General features: G+C 59.0%; 21 protein-coding genes and 4 tRNA genes. 19 read left to right on the forward strand and 6 right to left on the reverse strand.

What is annotated here, in order from left to right; all coding sequences use genetic code 11:
* Nucleotides 1-93: 93 nt before the first annotated feature.
* The 12 genes from truA (at nt 94) to BLU75_RS05540 (ending at nt 9,635) form a co-directional block, all read left to right on the forward strand.
* Nucleotides 94-918 carry a tRNA pseudouridine(38-40) synthase TruA gene (gene truA, locus BLU75_RS05485; protein WP_084377378.1) on the forward strand — a complete coding sequence of 275 codons (825 nt, stop codon included), beginning with the start codon at nt 94-96 and terminating at the stop codon, nt 916-918.
* A 63-nt stretch (nt 919-981) separates the two neighbouring features.
* Nucleotides 982-1,614 (forward strand): phosphoribosylanthranilate isomerase, encoded by a 633-nt coding sequence (locus BLU75_RS05490; RefSeq protein ID WP_084377379.1) that lies wholly within the window; start codon nt 982-984, stop codon nt 1,612-1,614.
* 245 nt (nt 1,615-1,859) lie between these two features.
* On the forward strand, nt 1,860-2,780 hold the full coding sequence (gene accD, locus BLU75_RS05495) for an acetyl-CoA carboxylase, carboxyltransferase subunit beta (RefSeq protein WP_084377381.1): 921 nt from the start codon (nt 1,860-1,862) through the stop codon (nt 2,778-2,780).
* Complete coding sequence (gene folC, locus BLU75_RS05500) at nt 2,777-4,084, forward strand: bifunctional tetrahydrofolate synthase/dihydrofolate synthase (protein ID WP_084377383.1); 1,308 nt, start codon at nt 2,777-2,779, stop codon at nt 4,082-4,084. The genes accD and folC overlap by 4 nt, the downstream gene beginning before the upstream one ends.
* A complete protein-coding gene (locus tag BLU75_RS05505; protein WP_084377385.1) occupies nt 4,068-4,724 on the forward strand; it encodes an SPOR domain-containing protein in 657 nt (218 codons plus the stop codon). Before folC ends, BLU75_RS05505 begins: the two co-directional genes overlap by 17 nt.
* A gap of 195 nt (nt 4,725-4,919) precedes the next feature.
* Nucleotides 4,920-5,477 (forward strand): CvpA family protein, encoded by a 558-nt coding sequence (locus BLU75_RS05510; protein WP_084377387.1) that lies wholly within the window; start codon nt 4,920-4,922, stop codon nt 5,475-5,477.
* A 41-nt stretch (nt 5,478-5,518) separates the two neighbouring features.
* The gene (purF, locus tag BLU75_RS05515; RefSeq protein ID WP_084377389.1) at nt 5,519-7,024 is read left to right on the forward strand and encodes an amidophosphoribosyltransferase; all 1,506 of its coding nucleotides are present in this window, start codon (nt 5,519-5,521) and stop codon (nt 7,022-7,024) included.
* Between the two features lie 67 nt (nt 7,025-7,091).
* On the forward strand, nt 7,092-8,303 hold the full coding sequence (locus BLU75_RS05520) for an O-succinylhomoserine sulfhydrylase (RefSeq protein WP_084377391.1): 1,212 nt from the start codon (nt 7,092-7,094) through the stop codon (nt 8,301-8,303).
* Nucleotides 8,300-9,076 carry an SDR family oxidoreductase gene (locus tag BLU75_RS05525; protein ID WP_084377393.1) on the forward strand — a complete coding sequence of 259 codons (777 nt, stop codon included), beginning with the start codon at nt 8,300-8,302 and terminating at the stop codon, nt 9,074-9,076. Before BLU75_RS05520 ends, BLU75_RS05525 begins: the two co-directional genes overlap by 4 nt.
* Before the next feature lie 169 nt (nt 9,077-9,245).
* Nucleotides 9,246-9,321 (forward strand) — tRNA-Val (locus BLU75_RS05530).
* Between the two features lie 55 nt (nt 9,322-9,376).
* Nucleotides 9,377-9,453: transfer RNA gene (locus tag BLU75_RS05535), tRNA-Asp, on the forward strand.
* A gap of 105 nt (nt 9,454-9,558) precedes the next feature.
* A tRNA-Asp gene (locus tag BLU75_RS05540) sits at nt 9,559-9,635 on the forward strand.
* Between the two features lie 154 nt (nt 9,636-9,789).
* On the opposite strand, the gene BLU75_RS05545 is transcribed toward BLU75_RS05540, so the two are convergent.
* A complete protein-coding gene (locus tag BLU75_RS05545) occupies nt 9,790-11,073 on the reverse strand; it encodes an NAD(P)/FAD-dependent oxidoreductase (protein ID WP_084377395.1) in 1,284 nt (427 codons plus the stop codon).
* A 184-nt stretch (nt 11,074-11,257) separates the two neighbouring features.
* Here BLU75_RS05545 and BLU75_RS05550 point away from each other — a divergent pair.
* The 5 genes from BLU75_RS05550 to BLU75_RS05570 all read left to right on the forward strand — a co-directional run bounded on the left by BLU75_RS05550 (nt 11,258) and on the right by BLU75_RS05570 (nt 14,752).
* A tRNA-Val gene (locus BLU75_RS05550) sits at nt 11,258-11,334 on the forward strand.
* Nucleotides 11,335-11,641: 307 nt separating this feature from the next.
* Nucleotides 11,642-12,370: a DUF969 domain-containing protein gene (locus BLU75_RS05555; RefSeq protein ID WP_084377397.1), complete on the forward strand. Its 729-nt coding sequence runs from the start codon at nt 11,642-11,644 to the stop codon at nt 12,368-12,370.
* The gene (locus tag BLU75_RS05560; RefSeq protein ID WP_090221389.1) at nt 12,367-13,317 is read left to right on the forward strand and encodes a DUF979 domain-containing protein; all 951 of its coding nucleotides are present in this window, start codon (nt 12,367-12,369) and stop codon (nt 13,315-13,317) included. The genes BLU75_RS05555 and BLU75_RS05560 overlap by 4 nt, the downstream gene beginning before the upstream one ends.
* Nucleotides 13,318-13,324: 7 nt before the next feature.
* The gene (gene pcp, locus BLU75_RS05565; RefSeq protein WP_084377401.1) at nt 13,325-13,972 is read left to right on the forward strand and encodes a pyroglutamyl-peptidase I; all 648 of its coding nucleotides are present in this window, start codon (nt 13,325-13,327) and stop codon (nt 13,970-13,972) included.
* A 108-nt stretch (nt 13,973-14,080) separates the two neighbouring features.
* The gene (locus BLU75_RS05570) at nt 14,081-14,752 is read left to right on the forward strand and encodes an HAD family hydrolase (protein ID WP_084377403.1); all 672 of its coding nucleotides are present in this window, start codon (nt 14,081-14,083) and stop codon (nt 14,750-14,752) included.
* Between the two features lie 79 nt (nt 14,753-14,831).
* Here BLU75_RS05570 and BLU75_RS05575 read toward each other — a convergent pair whose 3' ends face one another.
* Entirely contained in the window at nt 14,832-15,095 is a 264-nt protein-coding gene (locus tag BLU75_RS05575) for a hypothetical protein (protein ID WP_084377405.1), read from the reverse strand.
* 164 nt (nt 15,096-15,259) lie between these two features.
* On the opposite strand from BLU75_RS05575, the gene BLU75_RS05580 reads away from it, so the two are divergent.
* Nucleotides 15,260-15,718, forward strand: coding sequence for a DUF2214 family protein (locus tag BLU75_RS05580; RefSeq protein WP_084377407.1), 459 nt, complete (start codon nt 15,260-15,262; stop codon nt 15,716-15,718).
* 98 nt (nt 15,719-15,816) lie between these two features.
* Here the strand turns inward: BLU75_RS05580 and csrA are convergent, their stop codons facing one another.
* A complete protein-coding gene (gene csrA, locus BLU75_RS05585; protein ID WP_060838422.1) occupies nt 15,817-16,011 on the reverse strand; it encodes a carbon storage regulator CsrA in 195 nt (64 codons plus the stop codon).
* 247 nt (nt 16,012-16,258) lie between these two features.
* Here csrA and BLU75_RS05590 point away from each other — a divergent pair, with 247 nt between their 5' ends.
* Nucleotides 16,259-16,639, forward strand: a complete 381-nt coding sequence (locus BLU75_RS05590) for a penicillin-binding protein activator LpoB (protein WP_084377409.1) — start codon at nt 16,259-16,261, stop codon at nt 16,637-16,639.
* A 38-nt stretch (nt 16,640-16,677) separates the two neighbouring features.
* Here BLU75_RS05590 and BLU75_RS05595 read toward each other — a convergent pair whose 3' ends face one another.
* The 3 genes from BLU75_RS05595 to BLU75_RS05610 form a co-directional block, all read right to left on the reverse strand.
* Nucleotides 16,678-17,367, reverse strand: coding sequence for an endonuclease (locus BLU75_RS05595; RefSeq protein ID WP_084377411.1), 690 nt, complete (start codon nt 17,365-17,367; stop codon nt 16,678-16,680).
* Between the two features lie 4 nt (nt 17,368-17,371).
* Nucleotides 17,372-17,623: a DUF1654 domain-containing protein gene (locus BLU75_RS05600; protein ID WP_084377413.1), complete on the reverse strand. Its 252-nt coding sequence runs from the start codon at nt 17,621-17,623 to the stop codon at nt 17,372-17,374.
* A 230-nt stretch (nt 17,624-17,853) separates the two neighbouring features.
* A complete protein-coding gene (locus tag BLU75_RS05610; protein WP_084377417.1) occupies nt 17,854-18,942 on the reverse strand; it encodes an asparaginase in 1,089 nt (362 codons plus the stop codon).
* Between the last annotated feature and the right edge of the window lie 196 nt (nt 18,943-19,138).

Below are 19,138 nucleotides of genomic sequence, written 5' to 3' on the forward strand. Positions count from 1 at the left end.
TGGCGTTGAGGCCGGACAGCCTTATAATGACCGCCTTTGCGCAACTCATCAGGCTCTCAGTTCTTGGCAAATATAGATAACGCGGCCGCCGAAATGGCGGCCGCCGGTTTTTTCAGAATCGCCTTGGGCGTAGAATACAAAGGCTCGCGCTACCGTGGCTGGCAGCGTCAGGCCTCCGGCGTGGTGACCGTCCAGGAAACCCTGGAAAAGGCGCTGTCGAAAGTTGCAGACTCGCCGGTGTCGCTGATGTGTGCCGGGCGTACCGACGCTGGCGTGCATGCCTGCGGGCAGGTGGTGCATTTTGATACCCAGGCCGAGCGTTCGATGAAGGCATGGGTGATGGGCGCCAATATCAATCTGCCCCACGATATCAGCGTCAGTTGGGCCAAAGTGATGCCGGCGCACTTCCATGCGCGCTTCAAGGCGATTGCCCGGCGTTACCGCTATGTGATCTACAACGATCAGATCCGTCCGGCGCACTTGAACCAAGAAATTACCTGGAACCACCGCCCGTTGGATGTCGAGCGCATGGCGGCGGCGGCCCGGCACCTGGTGGGCGTGCATGATTTCAGCGCCTTTCGGGCCGGCCAATGCCAGGCCAAGTCGCCGATCAAGGAAGTTCATCACCTGCGAGTGACTCGTCACGGCAAGATGATTGTCCTGGATATCCGTGCGGGCGCCTTCCTGCATCACATGGTGCGCAATATCGCCGGGGTGTTGATGACAATCGGCACCGGCGAGCGTCCGATTGATTGGGCGAAGGACGTGCTGGACAGTCGGGTCCGTCGCACCGGCGGGGTCACGGCGCACCCGTTCGGGCTGTACCTGGTGGATGTCGAGTACCGCGACGAGTTCGAGCTGCCGCAGCGTTTTATCGGGCCACACTTCTTGACCGGTTTCAGCGAACTTGACGGCTGACGCCCGGAAAAGCATTTGTTACCATCCGGGACTTTCCCGGATAACCCGTGAGGTTCCCACGACATGTCAGCCGTTCGCAGCAAGATTTGCGGGATTACCCGCATGGAAGACGCATTGGCTGCGGTCGAGGCGGGTGCCGATGCCATCGGTTTTGTGTTCTACGCCAAAAGCCCACGGGCGGTAACGGCGCAGCAGGCTCGGGCGATCATTGCCGGCTTGCCGCCGTTCGTGACCACCGTCGGGCTTTTCGTCAACGCCAGCGCCTGTGAACTGAATGAAACCCTCGACGCCGTGCCCCTGGATTTGCTGCAGTTCCATGGCGACGAAACCCCGGAGCAGTGCGAAGGCTATCACCGCCCTTACATCAAGGCGCTGCGGGTCAAGGCGGGTGACGATATCGCCGCCAGTTGCGCGGTATACGCCGGGGCCAGCGGGATCTTGCTCGACGCTTATGTCGAAGGGGTGCCGGGCGGCACCGGCCAAGCGTTCGATTGGTCGTTGATCCCCAAAGGGTTGAACAAACCGATCATCCTCGCCGGTGGCTTGTCCGCCGACAATGTGGCACAGGCGATTGCCCAGGTTCGTCCTTATGCCGTCGATGTCAGCGGCGGGGTGGAACAGTCCAAAGGCATCAAGGATCACGCCAGGATTCACGCATTTATGCAGGCAGTGCGCGGCAACGGTGGCTTGATGTGACGGCTGGCGGGTTGCCGCCGTCAGTAACTACCACTGTGTAAAACAGCTCGGCGTTGCCTTTAGGCAGCGCGCAATTAAGTGGCAACCGCGCGCTGGCGGGTTGTCTGGACGGCTGAGGGCCGATGCGGGAAATGGCTGGTCGAACGTCTGACCCCGTCCCGGATCGGTTATCGCCACATCAATGAATTTAGCTCAAGGGCATACGCGGGGCTGTGTTCAAGCCACCGGTACTGGAGAAAGAAAGCATGAGCAACTGGTTAGTAGACAAACTGATCCCCTCGATCATGCGTTCCGAGGTGAAGAAAAGCTCGGTCCCTGAAGGTCTTTGGCACAAGTGCCCATCCTGCGACGCGGTGTTGTACCGTCCCGAACTGGAAAAGACCCTGGACGTTTGCCCCAAGTGCAACCACCACATGCGTATCGGCGCCCGCGCCCGTATCGACATTTTCCTCGATGCCGATGGCCGTGCCGAGCTGGGTGCTGACCTGGAGCCGGTGGATCGCCTCAAGTTCCGTGACGGCAAGAAGTACAAGGACCGCCTGACTGCTGCGCAAAAGCAGACCGGCGAGAAGGACGCGTTGATTTCCGTCAGTGGCAAGCTGCTGGGCATGCCCGTGGTGGTGTCGGCGTTTGAGTTTTCCTTCATGGGCGGCTCCATGGGTGCCATCGTCGGTGAACGCTTCGTGCGTGCCGCCAACTATGCCCTGGAAAACCGCTGCCCAATGATCTGCTTCGCCGCTTCCGGTGGCGCGCGGATGCAGGAAGCGTTGATCTCGCTGATGCAAATGGCCAAGACCTCCGCGGTGTTGGCGCGCTTGCGTGAAGAAGGTATCCCCTTCATCTCCGTGCTCACCGACCCGGTCTACGGCGGTGTTTCCGCCAGCCTGGCGATGCTGGGTGACGTGATCGTCGGTGAACCCAAGGCGCTGATCGGCTTCGCCGGCCCGCGCGTGATCGAGCAAACCGTGCGCGAAAAACTGCCGGAAGGTTTCCAGCGCAGCGAGTTCCTGCTGGAGCATGGTGCGATCGACATGATTATCGCCCGTTCCGAGCTGCGTCCGCGGCTGGGTAACCTGTTGGCGCAAATGATGGGGCTGCCGACGCCTGAATACGTCGCGCCGATGGTCGAGCCTATCGTGGTGCCTCCGGTCCCTGCAAACCTATGACCCAACGCACCCTGGGCGAATGGCTCGCCTACCTTGAGCAGTTGCATCCGTCAGCCATCGACATGGGCCTGGAGCGCTCGCAACAGGTAGCGGCCCGCCTCGGGTTGGGCAAGCCTGCGCCGCGGGTGATCACGGTCACCGGCACCAATGGCAAAGGTTCTACCTGTGCCTTTGTCGCGGCCTTGTTGCAGGCTCAGGGGTTGAAGGTTGGCGTCTATAGCTCACCGCACTTGCTGCGCTACAACGAGCGTGTGCAGCTCAATGGTGTCGAAGCCACTGATGAGCAGTTGTGTGAAGCCTTCGCGGCACTTGACGCCGGGCGTGGCGAAATTTCCCTGACCTATTTCGAAATGGGCACTTTGGTGGCGTTCTGGCTGTTTGAGCGCGCGCAACTGGATGTCGTGGTGCTGGAAGTCGGCCTCGGTGGGCGTCTGGACACCGTCAATGTGGTGGATGCCGACCTGGCGCTGGTGACCAGTATCGGCGTCGATCACACTGACTACCTGGGTGATACCCGAGAGTCCGTGGCCTACGAGAAGGCCGGGATCTTCCGTCAAGGCAAGCCCGCGCTGTGCGGTGATCTCGACCCGCCCCAGACGCTGTTGGATAAAGTCCGTGAGCTCGATTGTGCGTTTTTCCTGCGCGGACGTGACTTTTCCCTGGAACTGCAGAAGGCGCATTGGTCATGGCGCGGTCACGATGCGCGGGGTCAGTTGGTCGAATTACGCGAACTGCCGCTGCTGAACCTGCCGATGGAAAATGCCGCGCTTGCCCTGCAAGCCTATCTGCTGCTGGATTTACCGTGGAATTCGCAGCAGATTGCCGATACCTTGCAGCGTACGCGGGTCGTCGGGCGCCTTGATCACCGCTCGTTCGAGTGGCAGGGTAAGCGTCTGAATCTGTTGCTGGATGTCGGGCACAACCCTCACGCCGCTGGGTACCTGGCTCACCGTTTGTCGGCTCGATCGCCGACAGGACGGCGTCTGGCGGTGTTCGGGTTGTTGTCCGACAAAGATCTGGAAGGCGTGGTTGCGCCGTTGCTGGGCTGTGTCCAGGCCTGGGCTGTTGCACCGCTGGATACCCCTCGCACGCGTCCCGCTGCTGAGTTGCAGGTTGCGTTGCAGAACCTTGGCGCACCGGTAACGTCCCATGCAAGCGTGATCGCGGCACTGGAGGCGCAGTGTGCGGTGGCAACGGCCGAAGACGAAATTCTGTTGTTCGGATCATTTTATTGTGTTGCCGAGGCGCTTGAATGGTTGGCCCGGCGCTCCACGGAGGAAGCTGCACATGGCATTACTGGATAGCGCATATAAGCAGCGAATGGTTGGAGCTCTGGTTCTGGTGGCGTTGGCAGTGATCTTCCTGCCCATGTTGTTTTCCCGCCAGGATGAGCAGCGCCAGGTCGTCGTCGATGCACCGTCCGCGCCTCAGGTGCCGACGATGCCTCAGGTTCAGGTTGAGCTGGTGATAGTGCCTGAGCCTCAGGCGTTGCCGCAGGAGCCTGTGCCCAGCGACGAAGAAATCGCCGAGCAGCAGGCACCGTCGATGCCGGTTCAGCCGAGTGTTCCGGTCGTGGAGCCGGCCCCGGCCCCAGCGGTGGCGGCCAAGCCGGCTGCGCCCGCCCCAGCGCCCAAGCCTGTGGCCCCGCAACCTGCCGCGCCAGGCAAGCCGGATGTCGGGCAGAGCCGTATCGATCCCAATGGCCTGCCGATCAGTTGGTCCGTGCAGCTCGCCAGCCTGGCCAATCGCGACAGCGCCGAAGCCTTGCAGAAAACCCTGCGCAGCCAGGGATACAATGCTTATATCCGCACCGTGGATGGCAAGAACCGCGTGTTTGTCGGCCCGCTGATCGAGCGTGCCGAGGCAGACCGTCTGCGTGACTTGCTGAGTCGTCAGCAGAAACTGAAGGGTTTCGTCACCCGGTTCCAGCCCGAGCGCGGTTGAGCGATGGCCGGCTCCGGTTGGCAATAGGATTTGAATGTGGGAGCGGGCAAGTCCGCTCCCACATTGGTTTTGGGGCTCTTGAAATGCGCCTGGCTCGCCACAAACTACTGATTTACAGGGCGTCGACAATCACAGCTTACCGATAGCCCGGCGCTCTGCTAAAATGCGCCGCCTTATCCGTCCATAGGCTGTACTGTGCCATTTACCTGGGTTGACTGGGCGATCGTTGCAATCGTCGCCATCTCCGCTTTGATCAGTCTAAGTCGCGGCTTCGTAAAAGAAGCGTTGTCGTTGCTGACCTGGATCGTTGCAGGAGTCGTAGCCTGGATGTTTGGCGGCTCCCTGGCCGTGTACCTTGCCGGCTATATCGAAACACCTTCGGCCCGCGTCATTGCGGGCTGCGCCATTATGTTCATCGCCACGCTGCTGGTGGGAGCAATGGTCAACTATCTTATCGGCGAATTGATACGTGTCACCGGCCTCTCCGGAACCGATCGATTTCTCGGCATGGTCTTCGGCGCGGCGCGTGGCGCCTTGCTGGTGGTCGTGGCGGTCGGGCTTTTGAGCCTGGGCCCGGTACAGCAGGATGCATGGTGGCAGGAGTCGAGTCTCGTGCCAAAATTTCTATTGGTTGCAGACTGGTCCAAAAACCTCATATTGGGGTGGAGCAGTCAGTGGCTGGCCAGCGGAGTCAGCGTACCCGCTGATATTCCGTTCAAGGAACACCTCTTGCCGGGCAACACGCCGCAGTAAGCTGTGTTCAGTCAAGATTCATTAAGTAGGGGTTGCGTCGCATGTGTGGCATCGTCGGTATCGTCGGTAAGTCGAACGTCAATCAGGCGCTGTATGACGCGCTAACCGTCCTCCAGCACCGCGGCCAGGACGCTGCCGGTATTGTGACCAGCCACGACGGCCGGTTATTCCTGCGCAAGGACAATGGTCTGGTGCGTGACGTGTTTCATCAGCGTCACATGCAGCGCCTCGTCGGGCACATGGGCATTGGCCATGTGCGTTACCCGACTGCCGGTAGCTCAACCTCGGCCGAAGCCCAGCCGTTTTACGTCAACTCGCCTTATGGCATCACGTTGGCGCACAACGGCAACCTGACCAACGTTGAGCAATTGGCCAAGGAGATTTACGAATCTGACTTGCGTCACGTCAACACCAATTCCGATTCGGAAGTCCTGCTCAACGTGTTCGCTCACGAGCTGGCCCAGCGCGGCAAGCTGCAGCCAACCGAAGAAGACGTGTTCGCCGCGGTGACCGACGTACACAACCGGTGCGTCGGTGGTTATGCGGTCGTGGCAATGATCACCGGTTACGGCATTGTCGGTTTCCGTGATCCCCATGGCATTCGTCCTATCGTATTCGGCCAGCGTCACACTGACGAAGGCGTCGAATACATGATTGCCTCCGAAAGCGTGTCCCTGGACGTGCTGGGCTTCACCCTGATCCGTGATCTGGCGCCGGGAGAGGCGGTTTACATCACCGAGGACGGCAAGCTTCACACGCGTCAGTGTGCAGTCAACCCGAAACTCACCCCGTGCATCTTCGAACACGTTTACCTGGCGCGCCCGGACTCGATCATCGACGGTGTATCGGTGTACAAGGCGCGTCTGCGCATGGGCGAGAAGCTGGCCGAGAAGATCCTGCGCGAACGTCCTGAGCACGATATCGACGTCGTGATCCCGATCCCGGATACCAGCCGTACGGCGGCCCTGGAGCTGGCTAACCACTTGGGCGTCAAGTTCCGTGAGGGTTTCGTCAAGAACCGTTACATTGGCCGGACCTTCATCATGCCGGGCCAGGCGGCTCGCAAGAAGTCGGTGCGCCAGAAGCTCAATGCCATTGAGCTGGAGTTCCGCGGCAAGAACGTGATGCTGGTGGACGATTCCATCGTGCGCGGCACCACCTGCAAACAGATCATCCAGATGGCCCGCGAAGCCGGTGCGAAGAACGTCTACTTCTGTTCTGCAGCGCCTGCCGTTCGCTACCCGAACGTCTACGGCATCGACATGCCGAGCGCGCATGAACTGATCGCCCATAATCGTTCGACCCAGGATGTTGCTGACCTGATCGGTGCCGACTGGTTGATTTACCAGGACCTTCCCGACTTGATCGAAGCGGTCGGTGGCGGCAAGATCAAGATCGACCAGTTCGATTGCGCCGTCTTCGATGGTAAATATGTGACCGGTGACGTCGACGAGGCTTACCTGGACAAGATCGAGCAGGCGCGCAACGATTCCTCCAAGATCAAGACCCAGGCGGTCAGCGCGATCATTGATCTGTACAACAACTGAGTAGACACCGGCCCTGAGGGGCCGGTTTTGCATGTTCAATAAAGAATTGAGTTAAAGGAGTGACAGCATGAGTCAGGAATGGGATGCCGGTCGCTTGGACAGCGACCTCGATGGTGTGGCTTTCGACACTCTGGCTGTGCGCGCCGGCCAGCACCGTACGCCGGAAGGCGAGCACGGTGATCCGATGTTTTTCACTTCCAGCTATGTTTTCCGCACGGCGGCGGATGCCGCGGCGCGTTTTGCCGGCGAAGTGCCGGGCAATGTTTACTCCCGTTACACCAACCCGACCGTGCGCGCCTTCGAAGAGCGTATCGCCGCGCTGGAAGGGGCTGAGCAAGCCGTCGCAACGGCAACCGGCATGGCAGCCATCCTGGCGGTGGTCATGAGCCTGTGCAGCGCTGGCGACCATGTGTTGGTGTCGCGCAGCGTGTTTGGCTCGACCATCAGCCTGTTCGAGAAGTACTTCAAGCGCTTTGGTATCGAGGTCGATTACGTGCCGCTGGCGGACCTGTCTGGCTGGGACGCGGCTATCAAGGCCAATACCAAGTTGCTGTTTGTCGAGTCGCCGTCCAATCCCTTGGCGGAATTGGTGGACATCGCCGCCCTGGCGCAAGTGGCGCACGCCAAAGGTGCAATGCTGGTGGTCGACAATTGCTTCTGCACACCGGCATTGCAGCAGCCGCTGAAGCTGGGTGCCGATATCGTGGTGCATTCGGCGACCAAGTTCATCGACGGCCAAGGGCGCTGCATGGGCGGCGTGGTTGCCGGCCGCGGCGAGCAAATGAAGGAAGTCGTGGGGTTCTTGCGCACGGCCGGGCCGACGCTGAGTCCGTTCAACGCCTGGATCTTCCTCAAGGGCCTGGAAACCTTGAACCTGCGGATGAAAGCACATTGCGCCAACGCCCAGGCGCTGGCCGAGTGGCTGGAGCAGCAGGACGGGATCGAGAAAGTCCATTACGCCGGTCTGAAAAGTCACCCGCAACACGCGTTGGCCCAGCGCCAGCAGCGCGGTTTTGGGGCTGTGGTGAGTTTTGAGGTCAAGGGCGGCAAAGAGGGCGCGTGGCGCTTCATCGATGCCACGCGCTTGATCTCCATCACGGCTAATCTGGGTGACAGCAAAACCACCATTACCCATCCGAGTACCACGTCCCACGGTCGCCTCGCGCCGCAAGAGCGTGAAGCGGCCGGTATCCGTGACAGCCTGATTCGCGTCGCGGTGGGTCTGGAGGATGTGGCTGACTTGCAGGCCGACCTGGCCCGCGGGCTGGCCGCCTTGTGATTGAGTGGTCCGAAGGGGCTGGCGGGTCCAGTAATGGCCGGGTCGCGCTGGTTACCGGCGCGGCGCGCGGCATCGGCCTGGGCATCGCTGCCTGGTTGATCAGTGACGGCTGGCAAGTGGTATTGACGGATCTGGATCGCGAGCGCGGCGCGAAAGTCTCCAAGGTGCTGGGGGATAATGCCTGGTTTATCACCATGGATGTGTCTGATGAGCAGCAGGTCGCCCTTGGGGTTGCCGAAGTGCTCGGGCAGTTCGGTCGCCTGGATGCCCTGGTGTGCAACGCTGCTGTGGCTGACCCGCGCAATATCACTCTGGAAAGTCTGGAGCTGGCTTACTGGAATCGCGTGCTGGCGGTAAATCTCAGTGGTCCGATGTTGTTGGCCAAGCACTGTGCGCCTTATTTGCGCGCCCATGGCGGCGCTATCGTCAACCTGAGCTCGACCCGGGCGCGACAGTCGGAAGCGGATACCGAAGCGTACGCCGCGAGCAAGGGAGGCCTGCTGGCACTGACTCATGCCCTGGCAATCAGTCTGGGGCCAGAAGTGCGGGTCAATGCGGTCAGCCCCGGCTGGATCGATGCCCGTGACCCCGCTGCCCGGCGCGCGGAGCCACTGACCGAGGCTGATCATGCCCAGCATCCGGCGGGGAGGGTGGGCACCGTCGAGGACGTGGCGTCGATGGTGGCGTGGTTGCTGTCGCGTCACGCCGGGTTTGTCACCGGGCAGGAATTTGTCGTCGACGGCGGCATGAGCAAGAAGATGGTTTATGTGTAAGTGCAAGCTTCAAGCTTCAAGCTTCAGGCTTCAAGAGAAGGCTGATTTGTGCTGGCTTTTGACTTGTAGCTTGAAGCTTGCAACTTACTGCTGTTTTTGAAAAAAAACCAATCCTGCTATTGACTTAGGTCCGCTACCTGCGTAAATTTCGCGGCCTCAACGAAGCAAAGGGTGATTAGCTCAGCTGGGAGAGCATCTGCCTTACAAGCAGAGGGTCGGCGGTTCGATCCCGTCATCACCCACCACTTCTTGAGAGTTTTGCTTCAGGGCAAGACGCAACGTCAAAGGTTGCACCGACGCGCAGCGGTAGTTCAGTCGGTTAGAATACCGGCCTGTCACGCCGGGGGTCGCGGGTTCGAGTCCCGTCCGCTGCGCCATATTTTCCAGGCCTGACTTGTCGGGCTTGAGATTGAACAGCCAAGGTTGGTCAGTCAGATGTTTAAAGACGGTTGAGAGCTAATGCTCAGCCGGTCAAGCGATACGCAGCGGTAGTTCAGTCGGTTAGAATACCGGCCTGTCACGCCGGGGGTCGCGGGTTCGAGTCCCGTCCGCTGCGCCATATCTGCTCCAAGGCCCACTGAACGCCTTGAAGCACAAAGAAAGCCGCTGGCTTCTTTGATCCGATAGCAAAGACCCTGGTCGAAAGACCGGGGTTTTTTGTTTGTGCGATTTGCCTATCTGTTGGAACCGGTCACCCGGCTCCAACAGATTGATCAGAATCCCAGCTTGTCCCGCAGCCCGTAATACCAGGCGCCCATTGCTGCAAATGGTGTACGCAACAGTTGCCCGCCCGGGAACGGATAGTGCGGCAGGCCGGCAAACGCATCAAAACGCTCTGCCTGGCCTCTCAGCGCCTCCGCCAGTACTTTGCCCGCCAGGTGGGTGTACGTCACGCCATGACCGCTGCAGCCCTGGGAGTAATAAATGTTGTCTCCCAGGCGACCGACCTGCGGTAGGCGCGACAAAGTCAGCAGGAAGTTACCGGTCCAGGCGTAGTCAATCTTCACGTCCTTCAACTGGGGGAAGGCCTTGAGCATCTTCGGTCGGATTATCGCTTCGATATTGGCCGGATCCCGTGCGCCATAGACCACGCCACCACCGAAGATCAGGCGCTTGTCGCTGGTGAGGCGGTAGTAGTCAAGTAGGTAATTGCAGTCTTCGACGCAGTAGTCCTGCGGCAGCAGGGTCTTGGCCAGCTCATCCCCCAGCGGCGCGGTGGTGATGACCTGTGTACCGCAAGGCATCGACTTGGCTGCGAGTTCGGGCACCAGATTGCCCAGGTAAGCATTGCCCGCGACAATGATGAACTTGGCCCTGACCTTGCCCTCGGCCGTATGCACCAGCGGATTGGCGCCGCGCTCGATGCGCACGGCGGCCGACTGTTCATAGATCGTGCCGCCGAGGGATTCCACGGCCGCCGCTTCACCCAGTGCCAGGTTGAGTGGATGGATATGCCCGCCGCTCATGTCCAGCAGGCCGCCGACATAGTTGTCACAAGCCACTACTTCGCGAATACGGCGTTCGTCCAGCAACTCAAGCTGGGTGTGGCCGTAGCGCTCCCACAAACGCTTCTGTGACTCCAGGTGGCCCATGTGCTTGCTGTTGAGCGCCGCGAACACGCCACCGTCCTTCAAGTCGCACTGAATTTGATATTTGGCCACCCGCTCACGAATGATCTTGCCGCCTTCAAATGCCATCTGCCCCAGCAACTGCGCCTGCTGGGGGCCGACGCTGCGTTCAATCACATCGATATCACGGCTGTAGCTGTTAACGATCTGCCCGCCGTTGCGGCCCGAGGCGCCAAACCCCACCTTGGCGGCCTCCAGTACCGTCACGCGAAAACCGTTCTCCAGCAAAAACAGTGCGCTGGAAAGTCCGGTATAGCCCGCACCGATCACACACACATCGGTTTCGACTTCACCTTGCAGAACGGGTCGCGGAGGAACCGCATTGGCGGAGGCGGCGTAATACGATTGGGGGTAGGGTGTGTTCGCCATCTTGGAACCTCTGTTTTATATTTTTTACGAGTGCGCCGATCCTACCTCACTTGAAAATCCCCTGCCAGCCACCGGCAATACGTGACCGCATTGGCTGAAAATAAAAAATACGCATATTCATAGGCTTAGCTGCAAAAAAGGTATTGACAGCCTTCTGGAATTCCGTAGAATGCCGCCTCACAGCAGGCACGTAGCTCAGTTGGTTAGAGCACCACCTTGACATGGTGGGGGTCGTTGGTTCGAGTCCAATCGCGCCTACCAAACAAAATCCGCTCTGCTGGGCGGTCTAGAAGGGCTCACCGAAAGGTGAGCCCTTTTTTGTTGCGCGCGTTTTGTCGAATCCTGCCTTGTCTGCCTCAAAAGACCTGCAAGCAATGGTCTTTCCCCCGACAAACTTTATTGGTTTGCAGCAACAGTTTTTCTTGTTGGACACCTCCCGCTTCCAGCAGCAAAGATGCCCGCCACTGACTCCGGACCTTCCAGGTCAATAATAAAAATCCGTGTCGGCCTGCACGCCAATCGCCCTGCGCAATCTGGCTTCGCGGCACGCAATCAAGGACTCAACGCCATGCAAACTGTTGTGAACCTTTGGCCGCTGATTGGCGTGCTCGTCATCGTGGTCGGCTTTGTGTTGCGCTTCAATCCGTTACTGGTAGTGACTGCGGCGGCGATTGCCACCGGGTTGGCCGCCAGCTTTCCCCTGGAAAAAATTCTCGCCAGCATGGGCGACGGTTTCCTGCAGACCCGCGCTTTGCAACTGATCCTGTTGTTGCCGCTTGCAGTCATCGGTCTGCTGGAGCGGCATGGCCTGCGATTGCATGCACAGAACTGGATTGCCCGTTTTGAGCGGGCCACGGTCGGGAGACTGTTGATCATCTATCTGTTTGTTCGCGAATCCACTGCGGCGATGGGGTTGACCAGTCTTGGCGGGCATCCGCAGATGGTGCGTCCGCTGCTGGCACCGATGGCCGAAGGGGCCGCTGAAAAACGTTTCGGAAAGCTGCCGGACAAGGTTCGGCACAAGGTTCTGGCCATGTGCGCAGCCACCGATAACGTCGGCCTGTTTTTTGGTGAGGATATCTTTGTTGCCTTTGGCGCGATTGCGTTGATGCATACGTTCCTGCTGGGTTCGGGGATTGATGTCGAGCCGTTGCATATTGCCGTCTGGGGCATTCCTACGGCGATATGCGCCTTTATCGTCCACGCCATACGTCTGCACCGCTTTGATCGAAGGCTGACGCGCGAGCTGATGAATGCCGAGCCGATCGCCCTGCAGAAGGTGGAGGCCGCGCAATGATTATTTCCATTCAATACCTGTATTGGCTGGCCGGCGTGCTGTTGCTGATCACTGCCGGCATGATCCTGGCGGATCGCACGCATCCCAAGCGCTGGTCCAGCGCAGTGTTCTGGCTGCTGTTCGCCGTTCCGTTCCTGGTGGGAGAGCGTTTGCCTTCGGTCGTCATCGGCGTGGGCGTGGTGCTGATGGCTGTGATTGCCGGCCTAGGCGGCGTGGGGCGTGGCTCTCACACCGAGCTGCACAACAAGGCGTCCCGGGCCAGCGCCGGTCGGCTGGGGCACAAGCTGTTTATTCCGGCGCTGGCCATCCCGTTGACCACGGTGATTGGTTCGGTGCTGCTCAAGCACACCGAGATTGCAGGCGTGCCGCTGCTGGATCCGAAGAACACCACGTTTGTATCGCTGGGTCTGGGCTGTCTGATCGCCTTGGCGCTGGCTTGCTGGCTGACCCGTGACACGCCGGTACAGGCGTTACGCGAATCCCGGCGGCTGACGGAAGCGCTTGGCTGGGCGATGGTGCTGCCGCAGATGCTGGCGATGCTCGGGTTGCTGTTCAACGAAGCGGGGGTCGGTACTGCCGTAGCCCACGTCACCACCACCTATATCAATCTGGATTTCAAATTGGTGGCGGTAATGGTGTACGTCTTGGGCATGGCGCTGTTCACGGTGATCATGGGCAACGGCTTTGCCGCGTTTCCGGTCATGACCGGTGGTGTCGGGGTACCGGTGTTGGTGGGTGTCTATGGTGGCAATCCAGCGGTGATGGCGGCGATCGGCATGTTCTCGGGATACTGCGGTACGCTGATGACGCCGATGGCGGCAAACTTCAATATCGTGCCCGCCGCGTTGCTCGAGTTGCCCGACAAGAACGCGGTGATCAAGGCGCAGATGCCGACGGCGTTGATGATGTTGCTGGTCAATATCGTCCTTCTTTACCTGCTGATGTGAGGTCGTGATGGGTACTGTGCTGCTGACCGGTTTCGAACCGTTTGACCAAGACCTGGTCAACCCGTCCTGGGAGGCGGTGCGCCTGCTCGACGGTGTGCAACTGGACGACGGGATACGCATCGTCGCTCGCCAATTGCCCTGTGCTTTCGCAACTGCTGGCGCTTGCCTGAACCAATTGCTGGTCGAGCATGCCCCACAGCTGGTGATTGCCACCGGGCTGGGGCCGGGGCGCAGTGATATTTCCATCGAGCGGGTTGCGATCAATCTCAACGATGCGCGAATTGCGGACAACCTCGGTGAGCGACCTATCGATACACCGGTGGTGCCAGGTGGCCCTGCGGCGTACTTCAGCACCTTGCCGGTCAAGGCCATGGTCAAGGCGCTGCGCGAGGCGGGGATTGCCGCGTCAGTCTCGCAAACGGCGGGGACCTTCGTGTGCAATCAGGTGTTTTACAGTTTGCAGCACGCACTTGCCGGAAGCGGAGTGCGCAGTGGATTTATTCATGTTCCGTGGCTGCCCGAGCAAGTCGAGCAGGGGGCGCCTGGGCTGCCGTCAATGGCATTGGCGACGCTGGTTGAAGGGTTGCGAGTCGCGGTGATGGCGGCCTGGTGTACGCAGGTGGATATCGTGGAAACAGGTGGGCAGGTCAGCTAGACGCGGATTGCCCGTGCGCGTTTACAAGCCTCGGATCGATCCGTAGATTGCAGGGGTGTGTTCGTCAGGACCCAAGACCGGGTGACGATAGCAAGGGGAAATCCAGCAGTGTCCGCCAACGATTCAAGCGTATTCGATCATCGATACCGTGCCTTTTTGTTCGACATGGACGGCACCATTCTCAATTCCATCGCCGCCGCGGAGCGTGTCTGGGCCGCCTGGGCCGAACGGCACGGGCTGGACGTCGAGGCGTTCCTGACCACGATTCATGGCGCCCGGGCCATTGATACCATCACTCGCCAGGCGTTGCCTGGGATCGATGCGCAGGCCGAGGCGCGTGGCATTACCGAGGCCGAGATCGCTGATGTCGAGGGCGTGGTTGCGATCCCGGGAGCGGTCGCATTTCTGAACAGCTTGCCAGCGAACCGCTGGGCGGTGGTCACCTCCGCCCCCAGCGCTCTGGCCCAACGCCGTTTGCTGGCGGCAGGTATCGCCCCGCCAGCGGTAATGGTGACGGCCGAAGATGTTGCCAGGGGCAAGCCGGACCCGGCGTGTTACTTGCTGGGTGCGCAGCGATTGGGGGTGTCGATGGAAGAGTGCCTGGTATTCGAGGATGCGCCGGTGGGGATCCGTGCAGGTGTTGCGTCGGGCGCTGATGTAATAGTGGTGACATCGGCGCATCGGGCGCCGATGCACACAGAGCACCCAATGATTGATAGCTATGAGGGCGTGCACGCGCAGGCTGACGATGCAGGTTACTTGCGTTTACTGCGCCGCTAGCTGTCATGGGCGGCCGAGGCCGCCCTGGCATTCGGTCGAGCAGCCTTCCATGATGAAGATCGCGTCCCGGCGGTATTTATCAGGATAAGGTCTTCTGGCGAGCGTTGCGAAACGCGCGTCGACGCAATTTTCGATGGATCGCCGCTTGAATGGGCTTGAGACAGAAGAAAAGCAGGTAGCCGCAGAGAAACAGCGCTAGATCCAGCCACGACTGGGCGTCCGTTTTGCTGCTGTCGTCCATTACGAATCTGACGCCATACCCGATCGCCACGAAGACGAGACCGATCACCAAGGCGATCATCCACGCTTTGGAGACGTAAGGCTGTTTATTGGTCCGCCCCATCAACGCATTCCCCATGCACCGTAAGGTTTATTACATTTTCACGACATTCGGCCGTCAAACGCCCAGCAAGTTCCGTTTGGGTGCAGGCGCTGTGGCAACTTCGGGTCAATACTGAGAGCGTTTGGGGCTGTCCAGCCTGTTATCACTGTCGGGGGATGCGCGTCATGTTGATGCACTGGTTTCTTGCGGCTGTTCATTTGCTGGCTTTCGCCGTGGCTTTTACTGCGGTATTGGCGCGCGGCAAGGCGTTTCTAGGGCTCGATATTGCTGATCCAACGCAGGTGCGACGGGTATTGATGGCTGACAATATCTGGGGGCTCAGCGCGCTGGGACTGTTGCTGACAGGGGGCATACGAGCGTTTGCGGGCTATGAGAAAGGCACCGACTACTATCTGCACCAGCCGCTGTTTCATCTGAAGATGGGTGTGTTAATCCTTATCCTGCTGCTGGAATTCGCGCCCATGATTCGGTTGATCAAATGGCGGATTGCATTGGGGCGGGGTACCCGCGTGGATATGACGGGGGTGGGGCGTTTTGCAATGATCAGTCATGTACAGGCGGGGCTGGTGCTGCTGATGGTCATTGCGGCGAGCGGCATGGCACGAGGTGTGGTGCTGGGGTAACGGGCCGGGCGTGGATAGACGAGAGAGACGCAGCGCACGGGCCAATCGGGTTTTCGCCAGCCGTTACAGTAAACGAAAGGGCTGGCTACTGAGGGGCATCAAGGTGTTTCGCGTTTGTCCGGTGCAGTCAGGCCGGCTTGAATACGCTGGTAGATCTCTTCCCGATGCACGGCAACGTTCTTGGGTGCATTGATGCCGATTCTTACTTGCTGGCCGCTAACGCCCAGGATGGTGATCGTAATGTCATCACCGATATTTATGCTTTCACCGACTTTGCGGGTGAGTATCAGCATGGACTTCTCCTTGATTGCTTTAAAGGACGCATGTTTCGGACAGGGCGGACGTCGGTTTGTACAGCTTACTGTGAAGCGCTTCCCTGTGGCTGCCTCTTTCTAGGACGCGTAGAGGCCGCATTAATTCCCATGGCGCCATCATACAGGTCTGGGAAACATCCTTCGCAATGTTTAAGCCAAGGTTTATGACGGCCAGAATAGACAGTGAATGATAAAGTTGCCTCTTTGATCCTAAAGGGGCAAGGCAGTGCGTAAAGTAGCGATGGCGATTGCAGTGTTGGCATTGGCCGGTTGTGGTGAGGGGCCCAATCTCGATACCCCCAGGGACAAGGCTGAAGCAGCCAAGGTTCAGGCCCAGGAATCAGCGACTGCGGCCCCGCAGTGGGATGTCCTGGTACGCTCGCCCGACAACAAGTTGCAGGCGTTGACGGACCTGACCGCGTGGCTGTTGGAAAACGGCTTCAATTTCTATCTGGCCAAGGAGGATGGCAAGGACCTGGTGTTATTGGGACCCTTCGCCAGCAAGGCCGAGGCCGAGGCCCGGCAGGCGCAATTGACCGAAAGGCTGGCGAAAAAGAAAAAAACCGATGCCGAATCGCTGGTGATTGAACACAAGATCATTCGATAAGGCGATGGCGAGCGGGATTTGTTAGCACCCGCTCGCGTTTAACCGCAGCCTTTCAGGTTCACCGGGCCGACGAATTCGTTGCCGCGGCCCATCACACACGCCACGGTTTGATTACGCTGGCGTTCCCAGGGCTGGACCGGGTAGGTCTTGTTCCAGGCTTCATAGAGTCGGCGATCCTGTTTCGACAAGCGCAACCCGTACTGTTTGCTCATGTAGAAGTACGTCCGCGCAATCATGCCGCGAATCGAAGGCCTGGGCATGACTTTCCTGGCCTTGAAATCCACTTGCGTCAGGCAGGAACCGTATTGTCCGCTCTGCGTCGGCAACCAACCGAAACTGAAATTGCTACGGTCACCATTGACCTCGCCGATACTCGGTACCAGATTGTGCAGGTCGGCCTCGGCGCGCTTGTAGACGCTATCGGTACGGGTGCAATTCTTGCGTCCACCGGTTTGCCAGCATTGGCGCTGATGCCCGATCTGCCAGGCAGGAACGATGTGCTCCCATTCGATGCGGGCCGCTCTTTTGGCATTCTTGCGTGGAATGTAGCCGCAGGCTTTCAGGTTGACTCGGTTGCCCGTGTATTTACAGCCGCAATAGAACTCCGTGGACTGAGGGGCGTAGAGCTTCCAGGCAATTTTCTTGGCCTCACTGAAAGTGCGTGGGGCTTGGGCTTGGGCGGTGACAGCAAAAAACAGGCAGAACAGCGCAGTAAAACGGACACTCATTGAATCAATCTTCCTTCGGTACAACCCAGAAAATTTGCACGCCGCCGTCATCGCGATAGGCGAGGGTGACGTTGTCGTTTTCTGCAATTTCTTCCAGCAGTCGCTCCCACTCATCCACCGGTTCGTCCGGCAAACGAAAGATCAGCGCCGCCTTGGCTTTTTGAGCGTTGGTCGAGTTGATGATTTTTTGCACACGGATCGCCAGGCGTTCGTAGGCGTCAGGAGGTGTCGCTGCTGCGGAGGAAGGCTTTGCCATGGAGTGTTCCTTATTAAGCTGTACGAACATACAGTATTTAACTGTGGGAAAATTCGCAACTGCTTAAAACTGAAGAAGCACCCTATGACAGTGAAATATCTGCTTTTATGCAGCTATGCACTGTTTTTTAAGGAATTTTTACGAAAGGAGGCGGAGCGCAGAGATGTTGCCCCGCTCGCGGTAGGCCGCGAGCGGGATGGCCTGGCTATAAAAACCAGACCGGGGCGGGATTAATACTCCCAGAACATCCGTTGCAGTTCTTTACTGTCTTGGGTCTTGGTCAGGGCGACCATGGCCAGGATGCGGGCTTTCTGTGGGTTCAGGTCATGGGCGACAACCCAGTCGTATTTGTCGTCAGGCTGTTCGGCGTTACGCAGAACGAAACCACCGGCATTGACATGGGAGGAGCGGATGATCTGTACGCCTTCCTTACGCAGTTCCTGCAGGGCAGGCACGACCTTGGAAGACACCGAGCCATTGCCGGTACCGGCATGGATGATGGCTTTTGCGCCGGCCTTGGCCAGGGCTTTGTAAGCGGTATCGCTTACGTTGCCGTAGCCGTAGGCAATTTCCACGTCCGGCAGGCTTTTGATGGTCTTGATGTCGAACTCGGAGTCCATGGTGTGGCGCTTGGCTGGCAAGCGGAACCAGTAGGTCTTGCCTTCAACCACCATGCCCAGTGGACCCCAGGCGCTTTTGAAGGCTTCGGTCTTGATGTTGATCATCTTGCTGACGTCGCGACCCGATTGGATTTCGTCGTTCATGGTCACCAACACGCCTTTACCGCGAGCTTCTTTGCTACCGGCAACGGCAACCGCGTTGTACAGATTGAGCATGCCATCAGCCGACATGGCGGTGCCTGGACGCATGGAGCCGACTACGATGATTGGCTTGTCGGTTTTCTCCACCAGGTTGAGGAAGTAAGCGGTCTCTTCCAGGGTATCGGTCCCGTGGGTGATCACGATGCCGTCGACGTCCTTGCTATCAGCCAGCTCGGCGACACGTCGGCCCAGTTGCAGCAGGTTTTCGTTGTTGATGCTCTCGGAAGCGATTTGCATCACTTGCTCGCCGCGCACGTTGGCGATCTGGCTGAGTTCGGGAATGCCCGCGATCAATTGCTCGATACCGACCTTGGCCGCCTGATAGATCGCACTGTTGGCAGCGCTGGCGCCGGCGCCGGCAATGGTGCCGCCCGTGGCGAGAACGACCACATTGGACAGCTTGGTCTTGGATTCAACTTCCTTTGCCTGGGCGGCAACAGGGAAGAGCAGCAGCAGGGCTAAAGCGCCCGGGACAAAGTTCTTGAGTGCGGATTTCATTATTTTTCTCTCTAGTTTTGATGATTGCTTATGCAGGTTCATCCAGAACACCTAGGGCTGCGCTAAACGCCACGAGGTGCGGATTAAGAGCAGGATTTGTACCAGTCCGATTTTGTCCACTTCATGAATTTAACTTATTGATTTACAACAATTTTTGTTATTGATTTATTTAGCCCTTCGCGACTCGTGTCCGAGT

Source organism: Pseudomonas mucidolens (assembly GCF_900106045.1).
GTDB classification, from domain to species: Bacteria; Pseudomonadota; Gammaproteobacteria; order Pseudomonadales; family Pseudomonadaceae; genus Aquipseudomonas; species Aquipseudomonas mucidolens.

What these genes read in the sequence shown, in the direction of transcription:
- BLU75_RS05580 (WP_084377407.1), top strand. Translation starts at nt 15,260, where the DNA reads ATGTTGATGCACTGGTTTCTTGCGGCTGTTCATTTGCTGGCTTTCGCC.
- BLU75_RS05520 (WP_084377391.1), top strand. Translation starts at nt 7,092, where the DNA reads ATGAGTCAGGAATGGGATGCCGGTCGCTTGGACAGCGACCTCGATGGT.
- BLU75_RS05595 (WP_084377411.1), bottom strand. Translation starts at nt 17,367, where the DNA reads ATGAGTGTCCGTTTTACTGCGCTGTTCTGCCTGTTTTTTGCTGTCACC.
- BLU75_RS05505 (WP_084377385.1), top strand. Translation starts at nt 4,068, where the DNA reads ATGGCATTACTGGATAGCGCATATAAGCAGCGAATGGTTGGAGCTCTG.
- folC (WP_084377383.1), top strand. Translation starts at nt 2,777, where the DNA reads ATGACCCAACGCACCCTGGGCGAATGGCTCGCCTACCTTGAGCAGTTG.
- BLU75_RS05575 (WP_084377405.1), bottom strand. Translation starts at nt 15,095, where the DNA reads ATGGGGCGGACCAATAAACAGCCTTACGTCTCCAAAGCGTGGATGATC.
- accD (WP_084377381.1), top strand. Translation starts at nt 1,860, where the DNA reads ATGAGCAACTGGTTAGTAGACAAACTGATCCCCTCGATCATGCGTTCC.
- truA (WP_084377378.1), top strand. Translation starts at nt 94, where the DNA reads ATGGCGGCCGCCGGTTTTTTCAGAATCGCCTTGGGCGTAGAATACAAA.
- purF (WP_084377389.1), top strand. Translation starts at nt 5,519, where the DNA reads ATGTGTGGCATCGTCGGTATCGTCGGTAAGTCGAACGTCAATCAGGCG.
- BLU75_RS05610 (WP_084377417.1), bottom strand. Translation starts at nt 18,942, where the DNA reads ATGAAATCCGCACTCAAGAACTTTGTCCCGGGCGCTTTAGCCCTGCTG.
- pcp (WP_084377401.1), top strand. Translation starts at nt 13,325, where the DNA reads ATGGGTACTGTGCTGCTGACCGGTTTCGAACCGTTTGACCAAGACCTG.
- BLU75_RS05545 (WP_084377395.1), bottom strand. Translation starts at nt 11,073, where the DNA reads ATGGCGAACACACCCTACCCCCAATCGTATTACGCCGCCTCCGCCAAT.
- BLU75_RS05600 (WP_084377413.1), bottom strand. Translation starts at nt 17,623, where the DNA reads ATGGCAAAGCCTTCCTCCGCAGCAGCGACACCTCCTGACGCCTACGAA.
- csrA (WP_060838422.1), bottom strand. Translation starts at nt 16,011, where the DNA reads ATGCTGATACTCACCCGCAAAGTCGGTGAAAGCATAAATATCGGTGAT.
- BLU75_RS05490 (WP_084377379.1), top strand. Translation starts at nt 982, where the DNA reads ATGTCAGCCGTTCGCAGCAAGATTTGCGGGATTACCCGCATGGAAGAC.
- BLU75_RS05555 (WP_084377397.1), top strand. Translation starts at nt 11,642, where the DNA reads ATGCAAACTGTTGTGAACCTTTGGCCGCTGATTGGCGTGCTCGTCATC.
- BLU75_RS05560 (WP_090221389.1), top strand. Translation starts at nt 12,367, where the DNA reads ATGATTATTTCCATTCAATACCTGTATTGGCTGGCCGGCGTGCTGTTG.